The organism is Geovibrio ferrireducens, from assembly GCF_026226615.1.
Lineage (GTDB): Bacteria > Chrysiogenota > Deferribacteres > Deferribacterales > Geovibrionaceae > Geovibrio > Geovibrio ferrireducens.
In genome coordinates this window covers 1-19,362 of record NZ_JAJAPB010000022.1, presented here as the reverse complement: position 1 = coordinate 19,362, position 19,362 = coordinate 1, and the positions used below count along the sequence as shown (strand labels likewise).

The 19,362-nt window shown below is 47.1% G+C and carries 17 protein-coding genes and 1 tRNA gene; 15 read left to right on the top strand and 3 right to left on the bottom strand.

Annotation, left to right across the window (positions count from 1 at the left end):
* Positions 1–350: 350 nt before the first annotated feature.
* Both OSQ85_RS13845 and OSQ85_RS13840 read right to left on the bottom strand, forming a co-directional pair.
* Complete coding sequence (locus OSQ85_RS13845) at positions 351–2,498, bottom strand: TonB-dependent receptor (protein WP_265823898.1); 2,148 nt, start codon at positions 2,496–2,498, stop codon at positions 351–353.
* Positions 2,499–2,690: 192 nt separating this feature from the next.
* Positions 2,691–3,692 carry a helix-turn-helix domain-containing protein gene (locus OSQ85_RS13840; RefSeq protein ID WP_265823896.1) on the bottom strand — a complete coding sequence of 334 codons (1,002 nt, stop codon included), beginning with the start codon at positions 3,690–3,692 and terminating at the stop codon, positions 2,691–2,693.
* Positions 3,693–3,808: 116 nt separating this feature from the next.
* On the opposite strand from OSQ85_RS13840, the gene prmC reads away from it, so the two are divergent.
* From prmC to OSQ85_RS13765, 15 genes are all read left to right on the top strand, one after another.
* The gene (gene prmC / locus OSQ85_RS13835) at positions 3,809–4,744 is read left to right on the top strand and encodes a peptide chain release factor N(5)-glutamine methyltransferase (RefSeq protein ID WP_265823895.1); all 936 of its coding nucleotides are present in this window, start codon (positions 3,809–3,811) and stop codon (positions 4,742–4,744) included.
* Positions 4,726–5,985 (top strand): UDP-N-acetylglucosamine 1-carboxyvinyltransferase, encoded by a 1,260-nt coding sequence (gene murA / locus OSQ85_RS13830; RefSeq protein ID WP_265823893.1) that lies wholly within the window; start codon positions 4,726–4,728, stop codon positions 5,983–5,985. Before prmC ends, murA begins: the two co-directional genes overlap by 19 nt.
* Positions 5,982–6,611: an ATP phosphoribosyltransferase gene (gene hisG / locus OSQ85_RS13825; RefSeq protein ID WP_265823892.1), complete on the top strand. Its 630-nt coding sequence runs from the start codon at positions 5,982–5,984 to the stop codon at positions 6,609–6,611. The genes murA and hisG overlap by 4 nt, the downstream gene beginning before the upstream one ends.
* A gap of 2 nt (positions 6,612–6,613) precedes the next feature.
* Positions 6,614–8,863, top strand: a complete 2,250-nt coding sequence (gene bamA, locus OSQ85_RS13820; protein WP_265823890.1) for an outer membrane protein assembly factor BamA — start codon at positions 6,614–6,616, stop codon at positions 8,861–8,863.
* An 818-nt stretch (positions 8,864–9,681) separates the two neighbouring features.
* Positions 9,682–10,197: an OmpH family outer membrane protein gene (locus tag OSQ85_RS13815; protein WP_265823888.1), complete on the top strand. Its 516-nt coding sequence runs from the start codon at positions 9,682–9,684 to the stop codon at positions 10,195–10,197.
* Positions 10,179–11,231, top strand: coding sequence for a UDP-3-O-(3-hydroxymyristoyl)glucosamine N-acyltransferase (lpxD, locus tag OSQ85_RS13810; protein ID WP_265823886.1), 1,053 nt, complete (start codon positions 10,179–10,181; stop codon positions 11,229–11,231). Before OSQ85_RS13815 ends, lpxD begins: the two co-directional genes overlap by 19 nt.
* On the top strand, positions 11,206–11,640 hold the full coding sequence (gene fabZ / locus OSQ85_RS13805; RefSeq protein WP_265823877.1) for a 3-hydroxyacyl-ACP dehydratase FabZ: 435 nt from the start codon (positions 11,206–11,208) through the stop codon (positions 11,638–11,640). Before lpxD ends, fabZ begins: the two co-directional genes overlap by 26 nt.
* Positions 11,637–12,404, top strand: coding sequence for an acyl-ACP--UDP-N-acetylglucosamine O-acyltransferase (gene lpxA, locus OSQ85_RS13800; RefSeq protein WP_265823875.1), 768 nt, complete (start codon positions 11,637–11,639; stop codon positions 12,402–12,404). The genes fabZ and lpxA overlap by 4 nt, the downstream gene beginning before the upstream one ends.
* A gap of 5 nt (positions 12,405–12,409) precedes the next feature.
* Positions 12,410–13,384 carry a Gfo/Idh/MocA family protein gene (locus OSQ85_RS13795; protein ID WP_265823873.1) on the top strand — a complete coding sequence of 325 codons (975 nt, stop codon included), beginning with the start codon at positions 12,410–12,412 and terminating at the stop codon, positions 13,382–13,384.
* Positions 13,381–14,181, top strand: coding sequence for an LpxI family protein (locus OSQ85_RS13790; protein ID WP_265823871.1), 801 nt, complete (start codon positions 13,381–13,383; stop codon positions 14,179–14,181). The genes OSQ85_RS13795 and OSQ85_RS13790 overlap by 4 nt, the downstream gene beginning before the upstream one ends.
* Positions 14,182–14,220: 39 nt before the next feature.
* On the top strand, positions 14,221–14,691 hold the full coding sequence (locus OSQ85_RS13785; protein ID WP_265823870.1) for a chemotaxis protein CheX: 471 nt from the start codon (positions 14,221–14,223) through the stop codon (positions 14,689–14,691).
* 2 nt (positions 14,692–14,693) lie between these two features.
* Positions 14,694–15,488: a prepilin peptidase gene (locus tag OSQ85_RS13780; protein ID WP_265823868.1), complete on the top strand. Its 795-nt coding sequence runs from the start codon at positions 14,694–14,696 to the stop codon at positions 15,486–15,488.
* 154 nt (positions 15,489–15,642) lie between these two features.
* Positions 15,643–16,821, top strand: coding sequence for a tyrosine--tRNA ligase (gene tyrS / locus OSQ85_RS13775; protein ID WP_407649382.1), 1,179 nt, complete (start codon positions 15,643–15,645; stop codon positions 16,819–16,821).
* 9 nt (positions 16,822–16,830) lie between these two features.
* Complete coding sequence (locus tag OSQ85_RS13770; RefSeq protein ID WP_265823865.1) at positions 16,831–18,090, top strand: DUF1015 domain-containing protein; 1,260 nt, start codon at positions 16,831–16,833, stop codon at positions 18,088–18,090.
* Between the two features lie 210 nt (positions 18,091–18,300).
* Positions 18,301–18,372: transfer RNA gene (locus tag OSQ85_RS13765), tRNA-Val, on the top strand.
* A gap of 173 nt (positions 18,373–18,545) precedes the next feature.
* Here the strand turns inward: OSQ85_RS13765 and OSQ85_RS13760 are convergent.
* Entirely contained in the window at positions 18,546–19,148 is a 603-nt protein-coding gene (locus OSQ85_RS13760) for a TetR/AcrR family transcriptional regulator (protein WP_265823863.1), read from the bottom strand.
* Between the last annotated feature and the right edge of the window lie 214 nt (positions 19,149–19,362).

Below are 19,362 nucleotides of genomic sequence, written 5' to 3'. Positions count from 1 at the left end.
TTTGCAAGGCGCGAGCGTGTGGCAAAATCTGACAGGATGTGCAGATTTTGGTTGTAAGTCAGCTCAGGCTGAGAGATTAAAGGAAGCCGGACTGTAACAAGCTCATCTGAATATGAGTTGTTTTGCGGGTGAAAGCGCAGTAAGTGTCATCCTGAACCCGTAGGGTGAAGGATCTCATGTATTGAGAGACTCTTCGCTACGGCTCAGAGTGACACAAAAGAGTGGGCTTGGTTTCCTTAATAGATATTCTGCGGAACAGAACTGACAGGATGTGCAGATTTTGGTTGTTATAAGGGGGAGCATACACTCCCCTTGTTTTCTTTACAGTAAAACCTTTCAGGTTATTGAAGTTAAAAGTAATATGCTGCGCCTAAGCCCAGTGTGCGTCCTTTTGAGGGCATACCGATAACCACTTCCGAACCGTCCACGGCAGATACGCCGTAATACCATCCGTACAGATCATAGCGTTCATCCAGAAGGTTGTCTCCCCAAACATAGAGTTCCAGCCCGCCATTCATTATCCCGACGCGGGCATCAAGTTTGTGGTATGAGTCAAATTGGAAGTTGTCAGCGGGGTCACCGGAGCGGGAACCGACATACCTCTCTGTAAGTTTAGAGAAGAACACGGGCTCCTTCATACCGAGGAATGAAGGCAGGTTGTGGAAATATGAGACAGACAAGGTTCCGCTCCACTCAGGGGTATCGGGCACTTTGTTTCCTTTTTCAGAGCCGGAGGAGCTTCCTTCAGGTATGGATTTTATCTTTGTATCCGTATAGCCTACACCAGCGTTAATAAGGAATCTGCCCAATTTGGCGTAACCTTCAAGCTCAACACCTTTTGATTCAGTGTCAAAGTTTTCCACATCGCTGGCGTTGATTGAGTAGTTGTATACAAGAACATGGTCGTCTTTATTGTCGTTGTAAAACACAGCTCCGTTCAGCCCAAATCTGCGGTCTGCGGATTCGTATTTGAAGCCCAGTTCATAGCTGTCAACTTCTGCTTCACTGTAGTAGCGGTCTTCTCTTGTTCCGGTGATGAAGCCTGTTGCCCATTCATTGAATCCGGCTGTTTTATGCCCTCTGGAGTAAACTCCGTAGATATTTACTTCCTTTGTAAGCTCATAGCTGATTGCCGCACGTCCTGTCATGAAGTTATCATCAATTTCGCCGCTGTCATTTGCGGTGCGGATTGTGCTGGGGTTAGAGGGATTAGCCGCCCAGTTGGCTTCGTACTCCTTTTTTTCCCAAGTATATCTGAGGCCGCCTGTAAGCTTAATTCTTTCTGTTACCGGGTAAGTCATTTCTCCGAAAACAGCCTGACTTCTTGTTTTGAAATTGACATCCATCTCTGCGTTGAAAGTGTAACTTGGCTGGAACGTGCTCCAAGCGTCTGTATTTATAAGGTCGCGGTCGGAGTAGAAGTAGTTTACTCCGGTAACCCAGAAAACTTTATCCTGCGGTTTTGATGAAAGGCGGAACTCCTGATCAAAAGCGGTGTTTTCGTTGATAACGGTTCTGCTTCCATTACCTGTTACACCTCTTTGTTTTCTGAACAGTACGCCGTCATAAAGAAACTGCTTTGCAGTTGATTCCGCATCAGCATACCCTGTTACAGATGTGAAAAGAGCCTTTGAAAAGCGGTGCTTAACCTCAAGGGTGTATCTGTTTGTATCCTTATCCGCATCGGAAGAGTCCTTGGGGATGTCAACCTCCTGTTTGTCGTCATAGGGCATAAGTACACGGAATTCGGGACGGTTGTTGACCTCTTCATATCCGGCGATGAAGGTAACTTCTGTCTTGGATGATGGTTCCCACAGGAGCGTTCCTCGGACTGCCAGATCGCGGGGTTTGCTGACCGGCTCGTCCGTCTGGTAGTATTTCACCTGATTATCATAGCCTGAATATCTGGCTGCAAGCCTTGCACTGAGTTTTTCAGTGAGAGAGCCGCTGACTGCGCCTTCGGTGAGGAAGGTGTTGTCATCGCCGTATTCGCCTCTTATGTAGCCTTCAAACTCCTTGGTGGGTTTCTTGCTGATAATATTAATCGCGCCAGATTGGCTGTTGCGCCCCATGAGGGTTCCCTGAGGTCCTTTGAGAATTTCGACACGTTCAATATCCATAGTGCTGAGTGTGGCTGTTCCGGCGTTGTTCGGCACACCGTCAATATTGATTATTACCGATGTATCATCAGGGCTGACCTGCTGGAGAGAGCCCACGCCGCGCATACGCACTATTCTGGTTTCCACCCCTCCGTATGTGCTGGTCTCCACCCCGACTGTCTGCTTGAGCATATCTTCAAAGTTTTTTACTCCTCTGTTTGTAAGCTCATTACCGTCAATCACTGACAGGCTGAAAGGAACATCTTTCGCTGATTCCTCGCCTTTTCTCGCTGTTACCGTGACATTATCAAGCTTGTAAATGCTGTCATCCGCATGCGCATGTGCGGGCAGTATCACCGCCGCTGCGAGCAGAGTGCCGAAAAGTTTTCTGCTGAGCATAAAATATAAACCTCCCTGAAAATGAATCTTATCAGGACATGCACTGACACAACTGAACAAACAGTGTCTAAAGGTGTGTAGCCTGATAATCTTCCTCTAACTTAATTATATTGATTTAAGTTAGACGATAATAAATCGGGTGATGCGGGATTAACTACCTAAGGAGGGATTATAAATACACGAAAACCTAAATCATCCGTGTCTGGCTTTGGACACAAGTTCTGATCTGAACAGGCTGCGTCTTTCGGAAAGGAATTTGCCCGGCGTGATTCCGTAATGCCTGCGGAAAAGTTCAATGAAGTGGCTTACATTTGTGTAGCCCAGATCCCATGCAGCATCACTCACGCTGTATTTGCCGCTGTCCAGCATCTCCCTTGCTTTTTCCATGCGCTTTTCTGTTAAAAAGCCGTAAACAGTGGTTCCGAAGACCTCTTTGAACCCGTTCTTGAGTTTGAATGAGTTTAACCCTGATACCTTTGAGAGATAGAGGAGGGAGGGCGGGCTGGCGAGGTTCTCTGTCAGTATGCGCCCCGCATTCAGCAGAAGTTCAACATCCGCAGGCTGGAGCACGCTTTTCTGTCTGCTCTGTATTCTTGTGTCAAGCTGCTCAAGGCTGAGAGTAACAGCTTCGTACAGTTTGGATATTTCATTTATTCTGCACGGCAGATCAGATGTCTTCTTATTTATGAAGTCGTGCAGGATGAGGCTTATTTCCTTGGTTATGCTCCCTTTGTGCAGGAATATGCTGTCCTTAGGGATGCCTGTGATGCTGTCAAGGCTGTTTTCCGCTGCCGGGCGGCTGCTCACGAGACTTCTGAACCTCAGAGGCACAACAAACATATTAACCGCCATGTATCTCTGCCTTCCGTCAATGATGGAAACTCCGTCAACATTAGGCATATACGCTATGCTGTACTCTCCCTGTTTCAGGGTGTATTCATGTTTCATCCCGTTTTTTGAAACGCTGAAGAAGGCTGAACCCTCAAGGCAGAATATAAAGCCCAGCGGGCTGTTTGATGTTGCAAATTCAGTACGCAGACCATCCCCTGCGGGAACATCCATCGCGTAGTATCCTATCTCAGGGGTAAGCAGATATTCTCCGGCGTATTCAAGGTAAGGGGATGTGCTCTGGTCGGAGTCGCTGCCCTTATGCCTAACAGATTCATTTGCCGGAACCGGAACTTTATTTATCATGCATAATTACCGTTGTTTTATAATTCTAACTATATTAGTCTATCTTTAGGTGACAGTCAACCGGTTTCGCTTTATTTTGTCTAACTGCTTGCCATAAGGGTTTTGTTATAGTAAACATGAACCGCAGCAAAAAATACGAGGTGCTGAACAGGATGACTGCCGCCGCTCTGTTTAAGGAGATTCAGACTATTATTCCGGTGCGATCTGATGCGCTGGATATTCTTGCGTTCATCATGGGGGCGGAGTATGAAAAGCTTTCATCGCTCATGTCTGTAAATATTGAGCAGGATGAGCGGGCAGCGGGTATTCTGAACAGGCTCAGGGAAGGCTGCCCGCCTGCATATATCACTAACCGCAGACACTTTTACGGGCGCGAGTTTTTTGTGAACGAAAATGTGCTGATTCCCAGATATGAAACGGAAATTCTTGTGGAAAAAGCCATTGAGCTTACCCCCTGTGAAAATCCGCGGATTCTTGATTTGTGCACGGGTTCAGGCTGTATTCTTCTTTCCCTTCTGGCTGAGATTAAGGGCGCATCCGGCGTGGGCGTGGACATCAGTCCGGGAGCACTTGAGGTGGCGAAGGAAAACAGCAGAAGGCTGGGTCTGGCAGACAGGGCTGAGTTCGTTCAGGGGGATGTTCTCGGAAACTTAAATGTTCGGGGCAGGTTTGACATGGTGCTCTGCAACCCGCCTTACGTGACTGAACAGGAGTATGAATCGTTGGAAAAAAGCGTTATGTATGAACCTGTTCAGGCGCTTGTTGCCGCGGATGAGGGGCTTCTGTTTTATAAAAAACTGATAGACATAGTGCCTGATTTGTGCAATAAAAACTGGGTGGCTCTCGCAGAAATAGGCGCGGGGCAATCCAAAGCTCTCAGCGGGATCTACAGCGGTTTTTCAGCAGACTATGAACATAAATCACCGGAACAGGGTGATTTATCAGCAGGCTCTGGACATAAACCACCGAAAACATACGGTGATTTTGAACACCGCTTTTATTGCGATCTGAGCGGGATAAAAAGGGTGCTTTTTTGGAAAAGCTGGTCATAAACGGGGGCAAGCCCCTTAACGGTAATGTGCGCATAGGCGGCGCTAAAAATGCCTGTCTTCCTATTCTTGCCGCGACAATTCTCGCGGAAGGTTCCTACAAAATTTCAAATGTTCCTGATCTGAGAGATATAAGGACAATGCTTTCCCTTCTGGGTGAAGTGGGTGTCAGCGCCGAACGGAAAGACGGCGATATATACATCAACTGCACGGATGATATGGAGAAGGTCATAGCTCCCTATGAACTGGTGAAGACTATGAGAGCCAGTGTTCTTGCTCTTGGGCCTCTTCTTGCCAGAAAGAAAAAGGCGAAGGTTTCTCTGCCCGGCGGCTGCGCCATCGGTGAGCGTCCTGTGGATCAGCATATAAAAGCCCTCAAGCTTATGGGAGCGGATATTAACGTTGCCCACGGCTACATTGAGGCGGAGTGCGAAAGGCTGAAAGGCGCTGAAATCACCTTTGATATGGTTACTGTTACGGGGACTGAGAACATCCTCATGGCGGCGGCTCTGGCAGAAGGTGAAACTGTGCTCTATAACGCCGCTCAGGAGCCTGAGGTTGTGGATCTTGCCCGTTTTCTCAAGAAAATGGGAGCCAAGATAGAGGGCGAAGGCTCTACCATAATCCGCATCAAAGGTGTGGAAAAGCTCAACAGCAACGACTACATCGTCATGCCCGACAGGATAGAGGCGGGAACATTTCTCTGCGCGGTTGCCTGCGCGGGCGGAAAAGTTACTCTGGAAAACGCCCCTGTTTCCTCCATGACTGCTATAATAGATAAACTCGCCCAGACAGGTCTGGGTATAAAGGTCATAAATGACTCCACTATTACTGTGGAAAAAACAGGAAGACTGGAAGGAACGGATATTTCCACCCAGCCTTACCCCGGCTTTCCTACTGATATGCAGGCTCAGTTTATGTCCGTAATGGCAGCCTCAGGCGGTGTTTCCGTCATTACTGAGACAATCTTCGAGAACAGGTTCATGCATGTTTCCGAGCTCAAACGTATGGGCGCAGATATTAAGCTTAAGGATAAATCCGCTGTTATCAGAGGGGTGGAGAAAATCACCGGAGCACCCGTGATGGCTTCTGATCTCAGGGCGAGCGCAAGCCTCGTGATAGCGGCTCTTATGGCGGAGGGTACAAGCGAAATCCTCCGTGTTTACCATCTGGACAGAGGCTACGAGCGTTTTGATGAAAAGCTTTCGCTTCTGGGTGCGGATATTACAAGGATGGCGGAATGAATGAAGATATAATAACCGTTGCCCTGCCTAAAGGCAGGCTGGCGGATGAAACCATTGAACTTTTCGTATCAAAAGGCATCACTCAGGAAGGTGTTGTTGACGAGGAGAGCAGGAAGCTTGTCTTCCTTGACGAGAAACACGGCATGCGCTATATGCTTGTCCGCAACATGGATGTTCCCACGTATGTGGAACACGGCGCGGCGGATATGGGCATTGTGGGCCTTGATATAGTGAAGGAAACTGCTGCCGATGTTTATGAGTTCATGGATTTGGGCTTCGGCGCATGTAAACTCTGTGTAGCCGGAATTAAAGACAGCGACAGCAGATACAGACACGATATGGTTGTCGCCACCAAGTACCCTAAGATGACCAAAGACTTCTTCGCGAAGAAAGGTATTTTTGTAGAAACTATAAAGCTGTACGGTTCCATTGAGCTTGCACCCATTGTAGGTCTTTCTGATATGATAGTTGACCTGGTGTCCACGGGGCAGACTCTGAAAAAAAACGGGCTTGAGGTTATTGAGACCATGCTTGAATCCACGGCAAGGCTTATCGGAAACAAGAGCATGACGAGACTCAAACACGAGCGTGTTAAGGAAATAATTAAGCGGCTGGGCGGGATATGAATTTGAAAAAGCTATTTATTAATTTTTTTTTTAGTGCACTCATTTTAACCTTTGCGGCAAACTCCTACGCTGCAGTAATAGACCTCATCAAGATAGAAGGAAACAGACGCGTTCCTTCCGAAACATTCCTCAGATACACTGTCAAGGCGGGTGAAGAGTTCGACATGAACAAAGTCAGCGCCAGCATCAAGGAGATCTTCGCAACGGATCTTGTTGTGGATGTTCAGGTTGATATGCGAGTGGATGACGACAAGCTCACTCTCGTGTACATGATCAAGGAAAAGCCTTATGTAAACAAGGTTTACCTCGAAGGGAACATCAATGTCAGGGAAACCTACATAAGGGAAGACATGATCTCCATGGAAGGCCAGATCCTTGACAGGGCCAAGATTGAGGAGAACATAAACAAGATTATCAGTGTTTACCATGATGAGAAGTACTATTCCGTCAGTGTTAAGGCTGATATAGAGGATCGAAACAACAACGCAGTGGATGTGTTCTTCCGAATTGAGGAGGGACCCGAAGCGAGAATTTATGATATAGTATTCTCCGGAAACAGCTTTTTCAGCCGTAAAGAACTCATGAAAATGCTCTCCACGAAAGAGAAGGGCTTTTTCTCATGGCTTACCGGAAGCGGAAAACTCAAGCAGGAGCTTATTGAAGTCGATGTTGAGAAGATCCGCGGCGAATACATGAAGAAAGGCTTTATAAAAGTCCGCGTCGGCGAGCCGGAAGTTCTTGTCAGTGATGATAAAAAGAAACGCATAACCCTTACTTTCCGCATAGAGGAGGGTGAGAGGTTCAAGATAAATACAATCGCCTTCTCCGGCAATAAACACCGCACAGACAAAGAGCTTGAAACTGTAACCGTTCTGAAACCCGGCGACTGGTTCAATGTGGAAGAGTTCCAGAACGACATCAAACGCCTCACCGACCGCTTCACTGAAATAGGCTATGCCTTTGCCAACGTGGAGCCGGTCACAAACGAAAATCAGGACAATAAAACAGTTTCCGTCACATACAGGGTTGAGGAGAACGTTCTCGTTAAAATCAACCGTATAAACATCCGCGGCAACGCCGACACCAAAGACAGGGTAATCAGACGCGAGCTGGATATAGCCGAGGGCGACATCTATGACAGCCGCAGAATAAAGAGCTCCAAGAAAAATATAGAGTTCACCGACTATTTTGAGGAAGTGCGTCTTGACGAGAGAAGGGTTGACGATTCATCACTGGATCTCAACGTGGGCGTAAAAGATAAAAGAACCGGCTTTTTCAGCATAGGTATGGGCTATTCATCCGTGGATGAACTTATGTTTATGCTCCGCCTCCAGAAGAAAAACCTCTTCGGCTCAGGCTACACAACAGACCTTAAGGCAGAGTTCGCAAGCAAAAGGACAGACTACACAATCTCACTCACCGACCCGTGGTTCCTTGATAAACCCATCACTGTGGGTATAGATTTTTACAAGCTTAAAAGAAGCTACTACGAATACGACAAGTACAACGACGGCGTGGCGCTCAGGCTCGGTCACCCAGTAATCGGACGCAGGCTTTACGCCACGTACAAGCTTGCTTACGAGAATGAGGAAATCTCAGATATTGATGATGATGCATCAAAATACATCTGGGATCAGGAGGGGGAATACACCACTGTGAGCTTTACGCCCATCCTCAACTTCAGAACAACAAACCACCCCGTTGACCCCACTGAAGGGAATATCTCCAGAGTATATTATAAATATGCCGGAGGATTCCTCGGCGGCGATAACGACTACTACAAAACAGGTGCGGAAACAACACAGTTTATTCCGCTGTGGTGGAAATTTGTCGGGACCCTGCATGTTGAGGGCGGTTACCTTGACTCCACCGGTGACGGCAGGCTTCCCATTGATGAACGTTTCAGGCTTGGCGGAATCTATAGTGTAAGAGGCTACAAATACGGCTACATTTCTCCGAAAGATGACGAGGGTTACGACTACGGCGGAAATAAAATGTTCGTCTTCAACGCGGAATTTGTTTTCCCCATAGCGGCTGATCAGGGTTTTAAAGGAGCCTTGTTCTATGATGCCGGACAGGTTAACGATACAGACGAGGATTATCTCAGCGGCAAATTCTATCAGGGTGTGGGCATCGGCTTCCGCTGGTACAGCCCCATAGGGCCGATCAGAATAGAGTACGGCATTCCCCTTGACCGTGATGACGGCAAAAAAGGCGGTAGATGGGAATTCTCAATGGGCGGTATGTTCTGATATGACAATCACAAATCCCCTTCCGTGGGGATTTGTGATACACGCTCGCGGTTTGCGTAGCAAACCTTCGCTCCGCACGGCGCAGTTCCCTCCGTGGAACTGTGCGGTTGTGGTGTCATCCTGAACCCGGAGGGTGAAGGATCTCAAATAAGGATAAAAATCCCCCTCTGTCCCCCTTTGTCAAAGGGGGATGAGTGTAAAGGGGACTTGAAATACCGGGACTGAGTGTTCAGATTGCTTCGCTGGCGCTCGCAATGACTATGCACCGTCACTGCGAGGAGCAGAGCGACGCGGCAGTCTCAAGGATTTGAGATTCTTCGGCTTTGCCTCAGAATGACCGGGGATCAATAACATATAGGATATATACATTTCCATGGTTGGGAATTCGGCGCGAGCGTGTATCACAAATTGTCAGCAGGCTTGGTGCAGAAACCGCCGGAACTAATCGGCGGTTTTCCATGGAAGGAAAATTTGTGATTACAAGTTTATGAAAGAAGCAAAGGCATATAATATATATACATTTCCATGGATGGAAATGCGCCGTGCGTAGCGGAGCCGAATGGAATTCGGCGCGAGCGTGTATCACAAATTGTCAGCAGGCTTGGTGCAGAAACCGCCGGAACTAATCGGCGGTTTTCCATGGAAGGAAAATTTGTGATTACAAGTTTATGAAAGAAGCAAAGGCATATAATATATATACATTTCCATGGATGGAAATGCGCCGTGCGTAGCGGAGCCGAATGGAATTCGGCGCGAGCGTGTATCACAAATTTCCATGGATGGGAAATTTGTGATTATAAATTATGGAGGCTATTTTAATGAGTAAACTTACGGCTTTAGTTGTTGCAGCGGTTCTTATGATGTCCGGTACGGCGTTTGCCAAAATTGGTGTCGTCAACTTTCAGAAAGTGCTCAGCACTTCGGATTCCGGCAAATCCGTCTACAATAGGCTGAAAACCAAAGCGGCAGAGTTTGACACAGAGCTTGAAAAACTCAGCAAAGAGATTACCAAACTTCAGAATGATTTCGAGAAGCAGTCAAACCTGCTCACTCCTGAGGCGAAAGACAAGAAATCTGCGGAAATCAACAGGCTTGTCAGAGAGTTCAACGGCGCGAAAAAAGACTATTCCAACCAGCTTCAGAGAATAGAGGCGCGTTACCTTAAAGATATAGAGTCAGAAGTACTTACCATTACTGAAAAACTCGGAAAAGAGCTTAACTATGAGCTTATTGTTGAGTTTCAGCATGCCGGCGTTATGTATTTTTCCGACAAAGTGGATATAACTGACATAGTTATCGAAAGGTACAACAAGGAATGGAACGTAAAAAAATAAGCGGAAAGCTTAAGCTTTCGGAAATCGCCGCAAAACTCGGCGGACGGCTTGAGGGAGAGGATGCTGAGATAAACGGCATCCGCCCTGTGGATTCTGCCGAGAGCGGGTGCATATCCTTTCTGTTCGATAAAAAACTGGCGGAGGCTGCCCTCAGGGGGTCAGCTTCCGCTTTTGTCATTCCGGAAGGGCATACTTTCCCCGCCGACAGGCCGGTAATCTATGTGAAGGAAGCGCGCGCGGCATTAGCTCTCGCTATTGAGATTTTCTATCCTCCGGCAGTGAAACCGGCAGGTATAAGCGAGAGGGCTAATATCTCCCCTTCCGCAAAAATTGCCTCCTCTGCCAGAATAGAGGCGGGAGCCACAATCTCAGATGATGCCGTAATAGGCGAAGGGACGGTGGTTTACCCCAACTCTTTCATCGGGACGGGAACTGTTGTCGGCGATAACTGCGTTATCTACCCGAATGTTACTGTTTATCACGGCTGCCGCCTGGGAAACGGGGTTATTCTCCACTCTGGCTGCGTGATAGGTGCTGACGGCTTCGGTTATTATCAGGATAAAGGCGTTTCTGTCAAAATTCCGCAGGTCGGCGGTGTTGTGCTGGGCGATAATGTGGAGATAGGCTCCAACTCCTGTGTGGACAGAGGCGCGCTGGGCGATACTGTCATAGGCGAAGGAACCAAGATAGACAATCAGGTGCAGATAGGCCACAACACGAAGATAGGCAAGCACTGCATCTTCGTGGGGCAGACAGGGATAGCCGGAAGCTGCGAAATGGGCGACTATGTGATTTTCGGAGCCAGATCAGGCACTAAGGATCATGTGAAAATCGCCTCAAAAACTATCATAGCCGCTCAGGGCGGAGTAGACAGAGATATTGAAGAAGGCGGAATATACGGCGGTTATCCCATTCAGCCAAAGATGAAATGGATGAAGAACAACGCTGCTCTGCTGGAAATTTCTGATATAAGAAAGAAAGTTAACGAAATCTCAAGGAGACTCGACAATGATGGATCTGAGACAGATTCTTGAAATTCTTCCCCACCGTTACCCATTCCTCCTTGTGGACAAGGTTCTTGAGATAAGAGAAAACGGAATAACGGCAATTAAAAATGTAACGTTCAACGAGCCGCACTTCATGGGTCATTTCCCCGGTTATCCGGTTATGCCCGGTGTGCTGATAGTTGAGGCTCTGGCACAGGCTTCGGGCATATACGCCCTCAGCAAACAGGGCGAGACGGGAAAGGGTAAATTCTTTCTCTTTATGTCCATTGAAAACGCAAAATTCCGCAGAATTGTTGAACCGGGCGATACGCTGACCCTTAACTGCGAAGTGCTCAAGGCGAAGAGGGATCTCCTCAAGTCCGAGTGCGTTGCGAGTGTTAACGGCGAAACAGCGTGCGAAGCGATTCTTACTGCGGTTATGAGGGAAGTGAAATGATAAGTCCTCTTGCATATGTTGATCCGGGCAGTGAAGTACATGAGACGGCGGAGATAGAGCGCGGAGCCTATGTCGGCAAAGGCTGCAAAATAGGCGCGGGTGTTAAAATCGGTGTTAATGCCGTGGTGGAGATACACACTGAGATAGGCGACGGAACGGTAATCTGCGCTAATGCCCATGTGGGCGGAGCGCCGCAGGATACCGGCTTCAAAGGCGAAGACACCAAGCTTAAAATAGGCAAAAACTGCGTCATCAGGGAGTTTGCCACAATCCACAGGGCAACAACCAAGGAAAACTGGATAACCCTTGTGGGTGACAACTGCTACCTTATGACAGGCTCTCATATAGCTCACGACTCTGTTGTGGGAAATAACGTAATTTTCACTAACTACTCCTGCACGGCTGGGCATGTGCGCGTGGGCGATTTTACTGTGTTCGGCGGTTATGCAGCCGTTCACCAGTTCACCAGAATCGGCTCAATGGTAATGCTGGGCAACAGAGCCAGCGTAACCAAGGATGTGCCTCACTTCTGCCTTTTTGCTGATGGCGGGATACCCGGACTTAACATAGTCGGGCTGCGCCGCAGAGGAATGAGCAGCGAGGCGAGGCTTGAGCTTAAAAAGGCTCTGCATATATACGGAAACCTCTCAAACCCTTGGGAAAGTGTGCCTTCACTGCTGAAGGAGCTCAACCAGTTTGACGAAGTAAAAATGTTTATTGATTTCATAGAAGCCCCTTCAAAAAGAGGCTTCTCCCGGAGATAGAAACCATGCTTAATGTTGGCCTTATCGGGCTCGGCAAGATGGGCAAATACCATCTGAACATATATGACGAGCTCCAGAATGTTAAAATGACAGGAATGTGCGATGCTTCGCAGGCGGTTCTGGACGAACTTAAACCCAGATTCAAATATGAGGCGTTCACAGATTACCGTGACCTTCTTCCCAAGGTTGACGCTGTCACCGTTGCTGCCCCCACAAAGTATCACTTTGATATAGTTAAGGAATGCCTTGAGGCAGGTAAGCATGTTCTCGTGGAAAAACCAATCACCACAAACCTTGATGAGGCGCAGAAGCTGTTTGAAATAGCTGCTGAAAGAAACCTTGTGCTCCATATAGGGCACGTTGAGAGGTTCAACGGCGCTGTTCAGGAGCTCCGCAAGATAGCGGATAACCCTTACCTCATAGAATCCAGACGTGTGGGACCCTTTAACCCCAACTTCGCCAAGGACAGCATTATCCTTGATCTCATGATCCACGACATAGACATAATTGTGAACATGGTGCACGCAGATGTTGTGGAGATACAGGCCGCAGGCTCCAAGGTTCATTCCGATCTGCCGGATTATGCGGCGGTGAATATCCGCTTTGACGGGAACACCACAGCGCAGATAGTTGTGAGCCGCGTTACCCAGAAGAAGGACAGGATAATGAGCATAAGCCAGAAGGATGCCTTCATCACTCTGGATTACACAAGTCAGGACATAAACATATACCGCAACGCGCAAAGCCAGCATGTGTTCGGGAACAAGGAGCTTCACTACAGAAACGAGTATATTCTGGAGAGGCTTTTCGTTTATAAGGACAACCCGCTGAAACAGGAAATAAAGCATTTTATAGACTGCATAAACGGAACCGTGAAACGCGTGGTTACTGTGGAGCACGAACTTAAATCCCTCAAAATTGCCCTCAAGATTGATGATATGCTTACCAAAGGCATAGGCGCAGAAGAGGTCAGAATTTGAGCAAAATAGGGCTGATAGCCGGAAGGGGAGAGATACCCCTTCTGGTGAAGAGGGAGCTTGAAGCCGCCGGAAGAGAGCACATGGTTATTGCCCTTGCGGACGGCGTTGCTGAGTTCCTCCGCCCTTACTGCGGCGTTCTCCCGGTCTTTTCCCCTTTGCAGGTCGGAAAAGTCATCAAAACACTCAAAAAAGCAGGGGTGACGGATGTGGTTTTTGCCGGAAAGGTGGATAAGGATGTCCTCCTCGGCAGGCTCCGCTTTGATGCCACTCTGTTTAAGCTTATTTTTAAGGTCAGAGACTTCCGTGATGACACTGTAATGGGTGCGATCAGGGAGGAGTTCGAGGCAAACGGAATAAATATCATGAAACAGACAGAAGTTCTCAGCCGTTTTCTGGCTCCGAAGGGGCAGATCTCCTCCCGTCAGCCGGATAAGGATGAGCAGGCTGACATTGAGTTCGGGTTTGCGATCGCAAAAAAAATAGGCGAACTTGACATAGGGCAGACAATTATCGTACGCAAGCGTGCTGTTATGGCTGTGGAAGCTCTGGAAGGCACGGATGCGGCAATTGAACGCGGCTGTAAGCTTGCTAAAAGCAAAGCTGTTGTTATAAAAATCAAACGCCCCTTTCAGGATGACAGGTTCGATATTCCGACTGTAGGTATTGACACCCTAAAACAAATAGCAGATAATAAAGGAACTGTTCTGGCAGTTGAAGCCGGAAGCACGTTTATTGTCGATTATGACGGCTGTAAGAAATTTGCAGATTCCAACGGGATTTCATTTCTTGGTATCTGAATTATACAAAAGTAAATCCGGCGGATTTTTCGAGGTTTTATGAAAGCGGAGCATATCAACCCCTTTATTATTTCCACCAGTGAGGTTTTTAAAACCATGGTGGGAGCCGAACCCAGAAAGGAAGAGGTCTATATCAGGGATGAGAAGGAGTTCGTAAACGAAATCTCAGGTGTAATCGGTCTGGCCGGGGACGCTAACGGGTTTGTTATAATCAGCATGCCGGAATCCCTTGCCCTTAAGATATACAAAAGTTTCGCCGGCGAGGAAAAAACCTCTATAGACGCTGATGTTACGGATGCCATAGGCGAAATCCTCAACATGATAGCAGGCGGGGCAAAACAGATTTTCTCGCGCCTCGGCGTTAGGTTCAAGATCTCCATTCCAAACGTAATCCTCGGAAAAGACCATAAAATAGCCAAGCAGAGAACCACAAAAAGCCTCTGCGTTAAATTCAGCCTGGACGGCAGCAGTTTTGTGATCGAAGCGGCGCTCCAGGAGAAAAAGGGTTAATCTTGCCCCTCTTTGTCCTTTTGTCTTTATACATTTTCGTCATAGGTCTTGTGTTCGGAAGTTTCCTGAACGTGCTCATAGCAAGGCTTCCCAGAGAACTGTCAGTTGTTTATCCCCCTTCAAGCTGCCCGCAGTGCGGACACAGGATAAGGTTTTATCATAATATCCCCCTCATTGGTTTTATTCTGCTGAAAGGCAGATGCCGTGACTGCGGCGGGAAAATTTCCGTAAAATACCCTCTGGTGGAGCTTCTTACCGGGGTTATGTTTCTTCTGGTGTTTCTGAAATTCGGGATAAGCCTGTATACTCTGAAATACTTTGTGTTTGTGTTTCTGCTCCTCGGAGCGGGGCTTACGGATGTTTTCACCGCGGCTGATCCTGAGTTTGAGTGCGGTATAATTCCGGATACGTACACTCTGGGCGGCGCGGTTGTCGGCGTGCTGTTTTCGTTTGTTACTTATCCGGGCATAACCTCATCGCTGATCGGGGCTGCTGCGGGCTTTCTTTCCCTGTGGGTTCCGGCGTTTCTGTATAAGAAATTCCGCAGACAGGAAGGGATGGGCGGCGGTGACATCAAGCTTATGATGATGATCGGTGCTTTCCTCGGCTACATACCCGTGTATTTCATAGTTTTCGGCAGTGCGATTATAGGTTCACTGTTGGGGCTGCCTCTGGTTATTCTGAAAAAAGACAAAAACTACATGATACCCTTCGGCTTATTCATCGCTGTTGCGGCAGTTGTTTACATATTCTTTGAAGCGCAGATAATGAACCTGATGCTCCCGGAACGGCTGTAAAATAAGACTTTACTTGAACTTGGATGATTGATCGTATATATTGACTACGAATTTGCGCTTGTTTCAGAACAGGGCAGATCGGCGGAAAACTGCGCAGGACAGGCAGTTTATCCGTGTAACTTTGGAGGGCTAAGTGCTACCCGTACATCAGCAGATGGAGCTTATCAGAAGAGGAACCGAGGAGATTATCTCCGAAGAGGAACTGACGAAAAAGCTCGAAGAATCACTCAAAACCGGAGTCCCTCTGAGGATCAAAGCAGGGTTCGACCCGACGGCGCCGGATCTTCACCTCGGACACACGGTTCTTATTCAGAAACTCAAGCATTTTCAGGAACTGGGGCATCATGTAATTTTCCTCATAGGGGACTTTACGGGGATGATAGGGGATCCGTCAGGCAAATCAGAAACAAGAAAGGCTCTGACCAAGGAAGCTGTGCTGCAAAACGCCGAAACCTACAAGGAGCAGGTGTTTAAAATCCTTGATCCGGAAAAGACGGAAGTCGCATTTAACAGCACATGGATGGAAGCGATGAGCGCAGTGGGCATGATCAGGCTCGCATCCTCTTATACTGTTGCCAGAATGCTTGAAAGGGACGATTTCTCCAAAAGATATAAAGAAAACAGACCAATCAGCATACATGAATTTCTCTATCCCCTTGTTCAGGGGTATGACTCCGTGGCTCTCAGGTCAGATGTGGAACTCGGCGGAACCGACCAGAAGTTCAACCTCCTTGTGGGCAGAGAGCTCCAGAAAGACCACGGCCAGAGACCGCAGAACGCGATCACTGTTCCGATTCTTGAAGGGCTTGACGGCGTTAATAAAATGTCCAAATCCCTCAACAACTATGTGGGCATCAGCGAACAGCCTTCGGAGATGTTCGGCAAGCTTATGTCGATCACCGATGAACTCATGATGCGCTATTACCTGCTTCTCTCAGACCTCAGCCTTGCTGAAATTGAGCAGATGAAAAAGGATATAGCAGAAGGCGCGCTTCACCCAATGGAGGCTAAAAAACGCCTCGCAGTGGAGATAGTGACCAGATACTGGGGCGCACAGGCAGGAGCGGATGCCAGGGAAAACTTCGAGAAGGTTTTCTCGAATAAGGAAAATCCCGAAGATATGCCTGAGTTTATATCAGGCAGCAAGTCACTGCTTGATATAATCAGGGAACTGGATTTCGCCCCCAGCAACGGCGAGGCTAAAAGAACCGCCAAGCAGGGCGGAGTGTACCTCGACAATGAGCGTATCGAAAATCTTGATATGATCCCTTCGGCAGGGGAACACATACTTAAAGTCGGCAAAAGAAAATTTGCCAGAATCATAGCAGGCTAGGAGGCTCAGGTGGCTATTGTAAAACCTTTCATGGGTGTGCGCTATAATCTGGAGAAGGTGCTTCTCAAACAGGTTGTCGCCCCTCCGTACGATGTAATATCGGATGAAATGAAAGAGACGCTGAAAGGCAGATGCGCCGCTAACGTGGTAAGGCTTGACCTTCCGGACGGCGATGGTGACTCGAAATATCAGAACGCAGCACATCTTTATGAAAACTGGAAAAAGGACGGCACTCTCCTTCGTGATAAGGAGCAGGGCTATTACCTTTATGAACAGATATACAACTTCGGCGGCAAGGAATATGTGAGAACTGGGTTTGTCGGTCTCCTCAAGCTTGAGGAACTTGGCAAAGGCTCTGTTTTCCCACACGAGAAAACACTCTCAGGTCCCAAAAAAGACCGTTTTGAGCTTATGAAGGCATGTCAGACCAACTTCAGCCAGATATTTGGTCTGTATATGGATAAGGAAAATAAGCTTTCGTCTGCTTTTACCAATGCTAAGAAGAACATGCCCGTTGCTTCCGCTGTGGATGACGAAGGGGTCAAAAACACCATCTGGCAGATAACAGATTCAAAAGTTATCGAAGAGATAGAAAACTTCATGAAGGACAAGGCTATTTACATAGCCGACGGACACCACAGATATGAAACCGCTCTGGATTATAAAAAATTCAGAAGAGAGCAGAACGGCGATCTCGAAGGGAACATAAAACCTTACGACTTCGTTATGATGATGTTCGTAAACTTCTATGATGAAGGGCTTAAAATTTTCCCCACGCACAGAGTGGTGGAGATCTCCAAGGATTTCAGCCTTGAGACATTCATAGAGAAGATTGGGAAAAATTATGAGGTTCATGAACTCGCTTCTTACGAAGCGGCGGATAAGTTCCTCAATACTAAAGGGCCTGCGAGAAATTTTGCCGTGTTTACAGGTGAAAAGTTCATCGGGCTCACTCTCAGGGATGAGGTGCTTGAAACCCTTCACCCGATATACAGAAAGGTAGACCCCTATGTGGTGCAGGAGACTCTCATTAAGCCCGGCACGGGCATTTCCGATGAGCAGATACTCCGCAAAGAGGGGATATACTTTCTCCAGACCATGGAGCAGATAAAGGCTCTCATGGCGAAGAAACCCGCACTCGCATTCATGATGAAGGGTGTGGATATAGAAGTGGTGAGGGAGATTTCCGAAAGCGGGCTTGTTATGCCGCAGAAATCAACTTATTTCTACCCGAAACTTCAGACCGGACTTGTAATTAACGATCTTTAGGGATTGATTTTTTTCTCCGGTTATGTAATAAGTTTTCTCTCACATATGCAAAGCAGAGCCGTTGAAAGCTCAGGGCAGCAATGGGGGAGAGTCAAGAGTCTGTCTGTGCGGGTTCTTAATATGGTTTTCCATTGATGGAAAACCGCCGTGCGCAGCGAAGCCGTGTTCATCAGGGCGCGAGCACAGGATGTACGGATTCTTATTAATTACAGGCGCGTAGCTCAGCGGGAGAGCATTGCGTTGACGTCGCAAGGGTCGGCGGTTCGAAACCGCCCGTGCCTATTTAAAATCACCAAAAAAGCCAGTGGGTTAGCCACTGGCTTTTTTATTAATCAGAGAAACAGACAGAAGATCATGTTTTTAAACGTGAATGAATGCTTCTCACAGCATTGTTGTGACATCTCGTAAGAGATGATAAATCATGCGTTAGCATGGCGAAGCACAGAACCACGGGTTTACCCGTGGGTATCTATTGAAGACCATAATGAATTTATAAATATATCTATCTGCTTTTCAGTTACGGTCTTTGGGAAGAATGTATGCATTACAAAATCATAAATCGGCATATAGCAAAAAAGAGTGGCTACTACCCCAAGTTCTTTTATAGTTTCATTTTTTTCGCTTAAATTATCCAAAAAATTACATATACGCCAGTTGCTGGTGGTTTTATAAAGAGCATCGTCCCTAAGCTCTTCCGACAAAAATAAGTGTCCGATAATTGAAAATTGTCTCATAGTACTTGCGTGGTTTATTTTTAGGCATAAATAGTCGTAAACGAAGCGCACGAGGGTTTTAAACTTTTGTTCGTCGCTGGTGCATGAGTCAAGATCTAAACCGACTATTGCATTCTGCATTGTGTTGTTAATATACAGAATCGTTTGGTACATGAGGTCTTCTTTATTTTTAAAATAGTAATAAAGAAGAGCCGTATCCACCTTTGCAGCTTTTGAAATTTCTCGCATGCTCACAAAGGCTAGGCTTTTAGTCGCTATTAGATCTATTGTTTTTTCGATTATTTCCTGCTGGGTTACTACAAACTTATCGGATTTCTTGCGCATATTTAATTTTCTAGCACAGTGTTTCTTGCTATGTCTACAACAAAAACTTAGATATATTCTATTTATTTATTCAACGTTTGTTTGAAAATTATTGACAATACTTTTCTGTGGAGGTTATATAAATATCAACGTTCGTTGATATTCAGTTTATTTCTACAAGGAGGAAGTATGCGCTATCTGTCGATTATGTGCATTTTCTTTTGTTTTTTATTGT

Excerpts from the sequence above, each read along its gene's own strand:
- OSQ85_RS13845 (WP_265823898.1), bottom strand. The coding sequence starts at position 2,498 with ATGCTCAGCAGAAAACTTTTCGGCACTCTGCTCGCAGCGGCGGTGATA.
- OSQ85_RS13840 (WP_265823896.1), bottom strand. The coding sequence starts at position 3,692 with ATGATAAATAAAGTTCCGGTTCCGGCAAATGAATCTGTTAGGCATAAG.
- prmC (WP_265823895.1), top strand. The coding sequence starts at position 3,809 with ATGAACCGCAGCAAAAAATACGAGGTGCTGAACAGGATGACTGCCGCC.
- hisG (WP_265823892.1), top strand. The coding sequence starts at position 5,982 with ATGAATGAAGATATAATAACCGTTGCCCTGCCTAAAGGCAGGCTGGCG.
- OSQ85_RS13815 (WP_265823888.1), top strand. The coding sequence starts at position 9,682 with ATGAGTAAACTTACGGCTTTAGTTGTTGCAGCGGTTCTTATGATGTCC.
- lpxD (WP_265823886.1), top strand. The coding sequence starts at position 10,179 with ATGGAACGTAAAAAAATAAGCGGAAAGCTTAAGCTTTCGGAAATCGCC.
- fabZ (WP_265823877.1), top strand. The coding sequence starts at position 11,206 with ATGATGGATCTGAGACAGATTCTTGAAATTCTTCCCCACCGTTACCCA.
- lpxA (WP_265823875.1), top strand. The coding sequence starts at position 11,637 with ATGATAAGTCCTCTTGCATATGTTGATCCGGGCAGTGAAGTACATGAG.
- OSQ85_RS13795 (WP_265823873.1), top strand. The coding sequence starts at position 12,410 with ATGCTTAATGTTGGCCTTATCGGGCTCGGCAAGATGGGCAAATACCAT.
- OSQ85_RS13785 (WP_265823870.1), top strand. The coding sequence starts at position 14,221 with ATGAAAGCGGAGCATATCAACCCCTTTATTATTTCCACCAGTGAGGTT.
- tyrS (WP_407649382.1), top strand. The coding sequence starts at position 15,643 with ATGGAGCTTATCAGAAGAGGAACCGAGGAGATTATCTCCGAAGAGGAA.
- OSQ85_RS13760 (WP_265823863.1), bottom strand. The coding sequence starts at position 19,148 with ATGCGCAAGAAATCCGATAAGTTTGTAGTAACCCAGCAGGAAATAATC.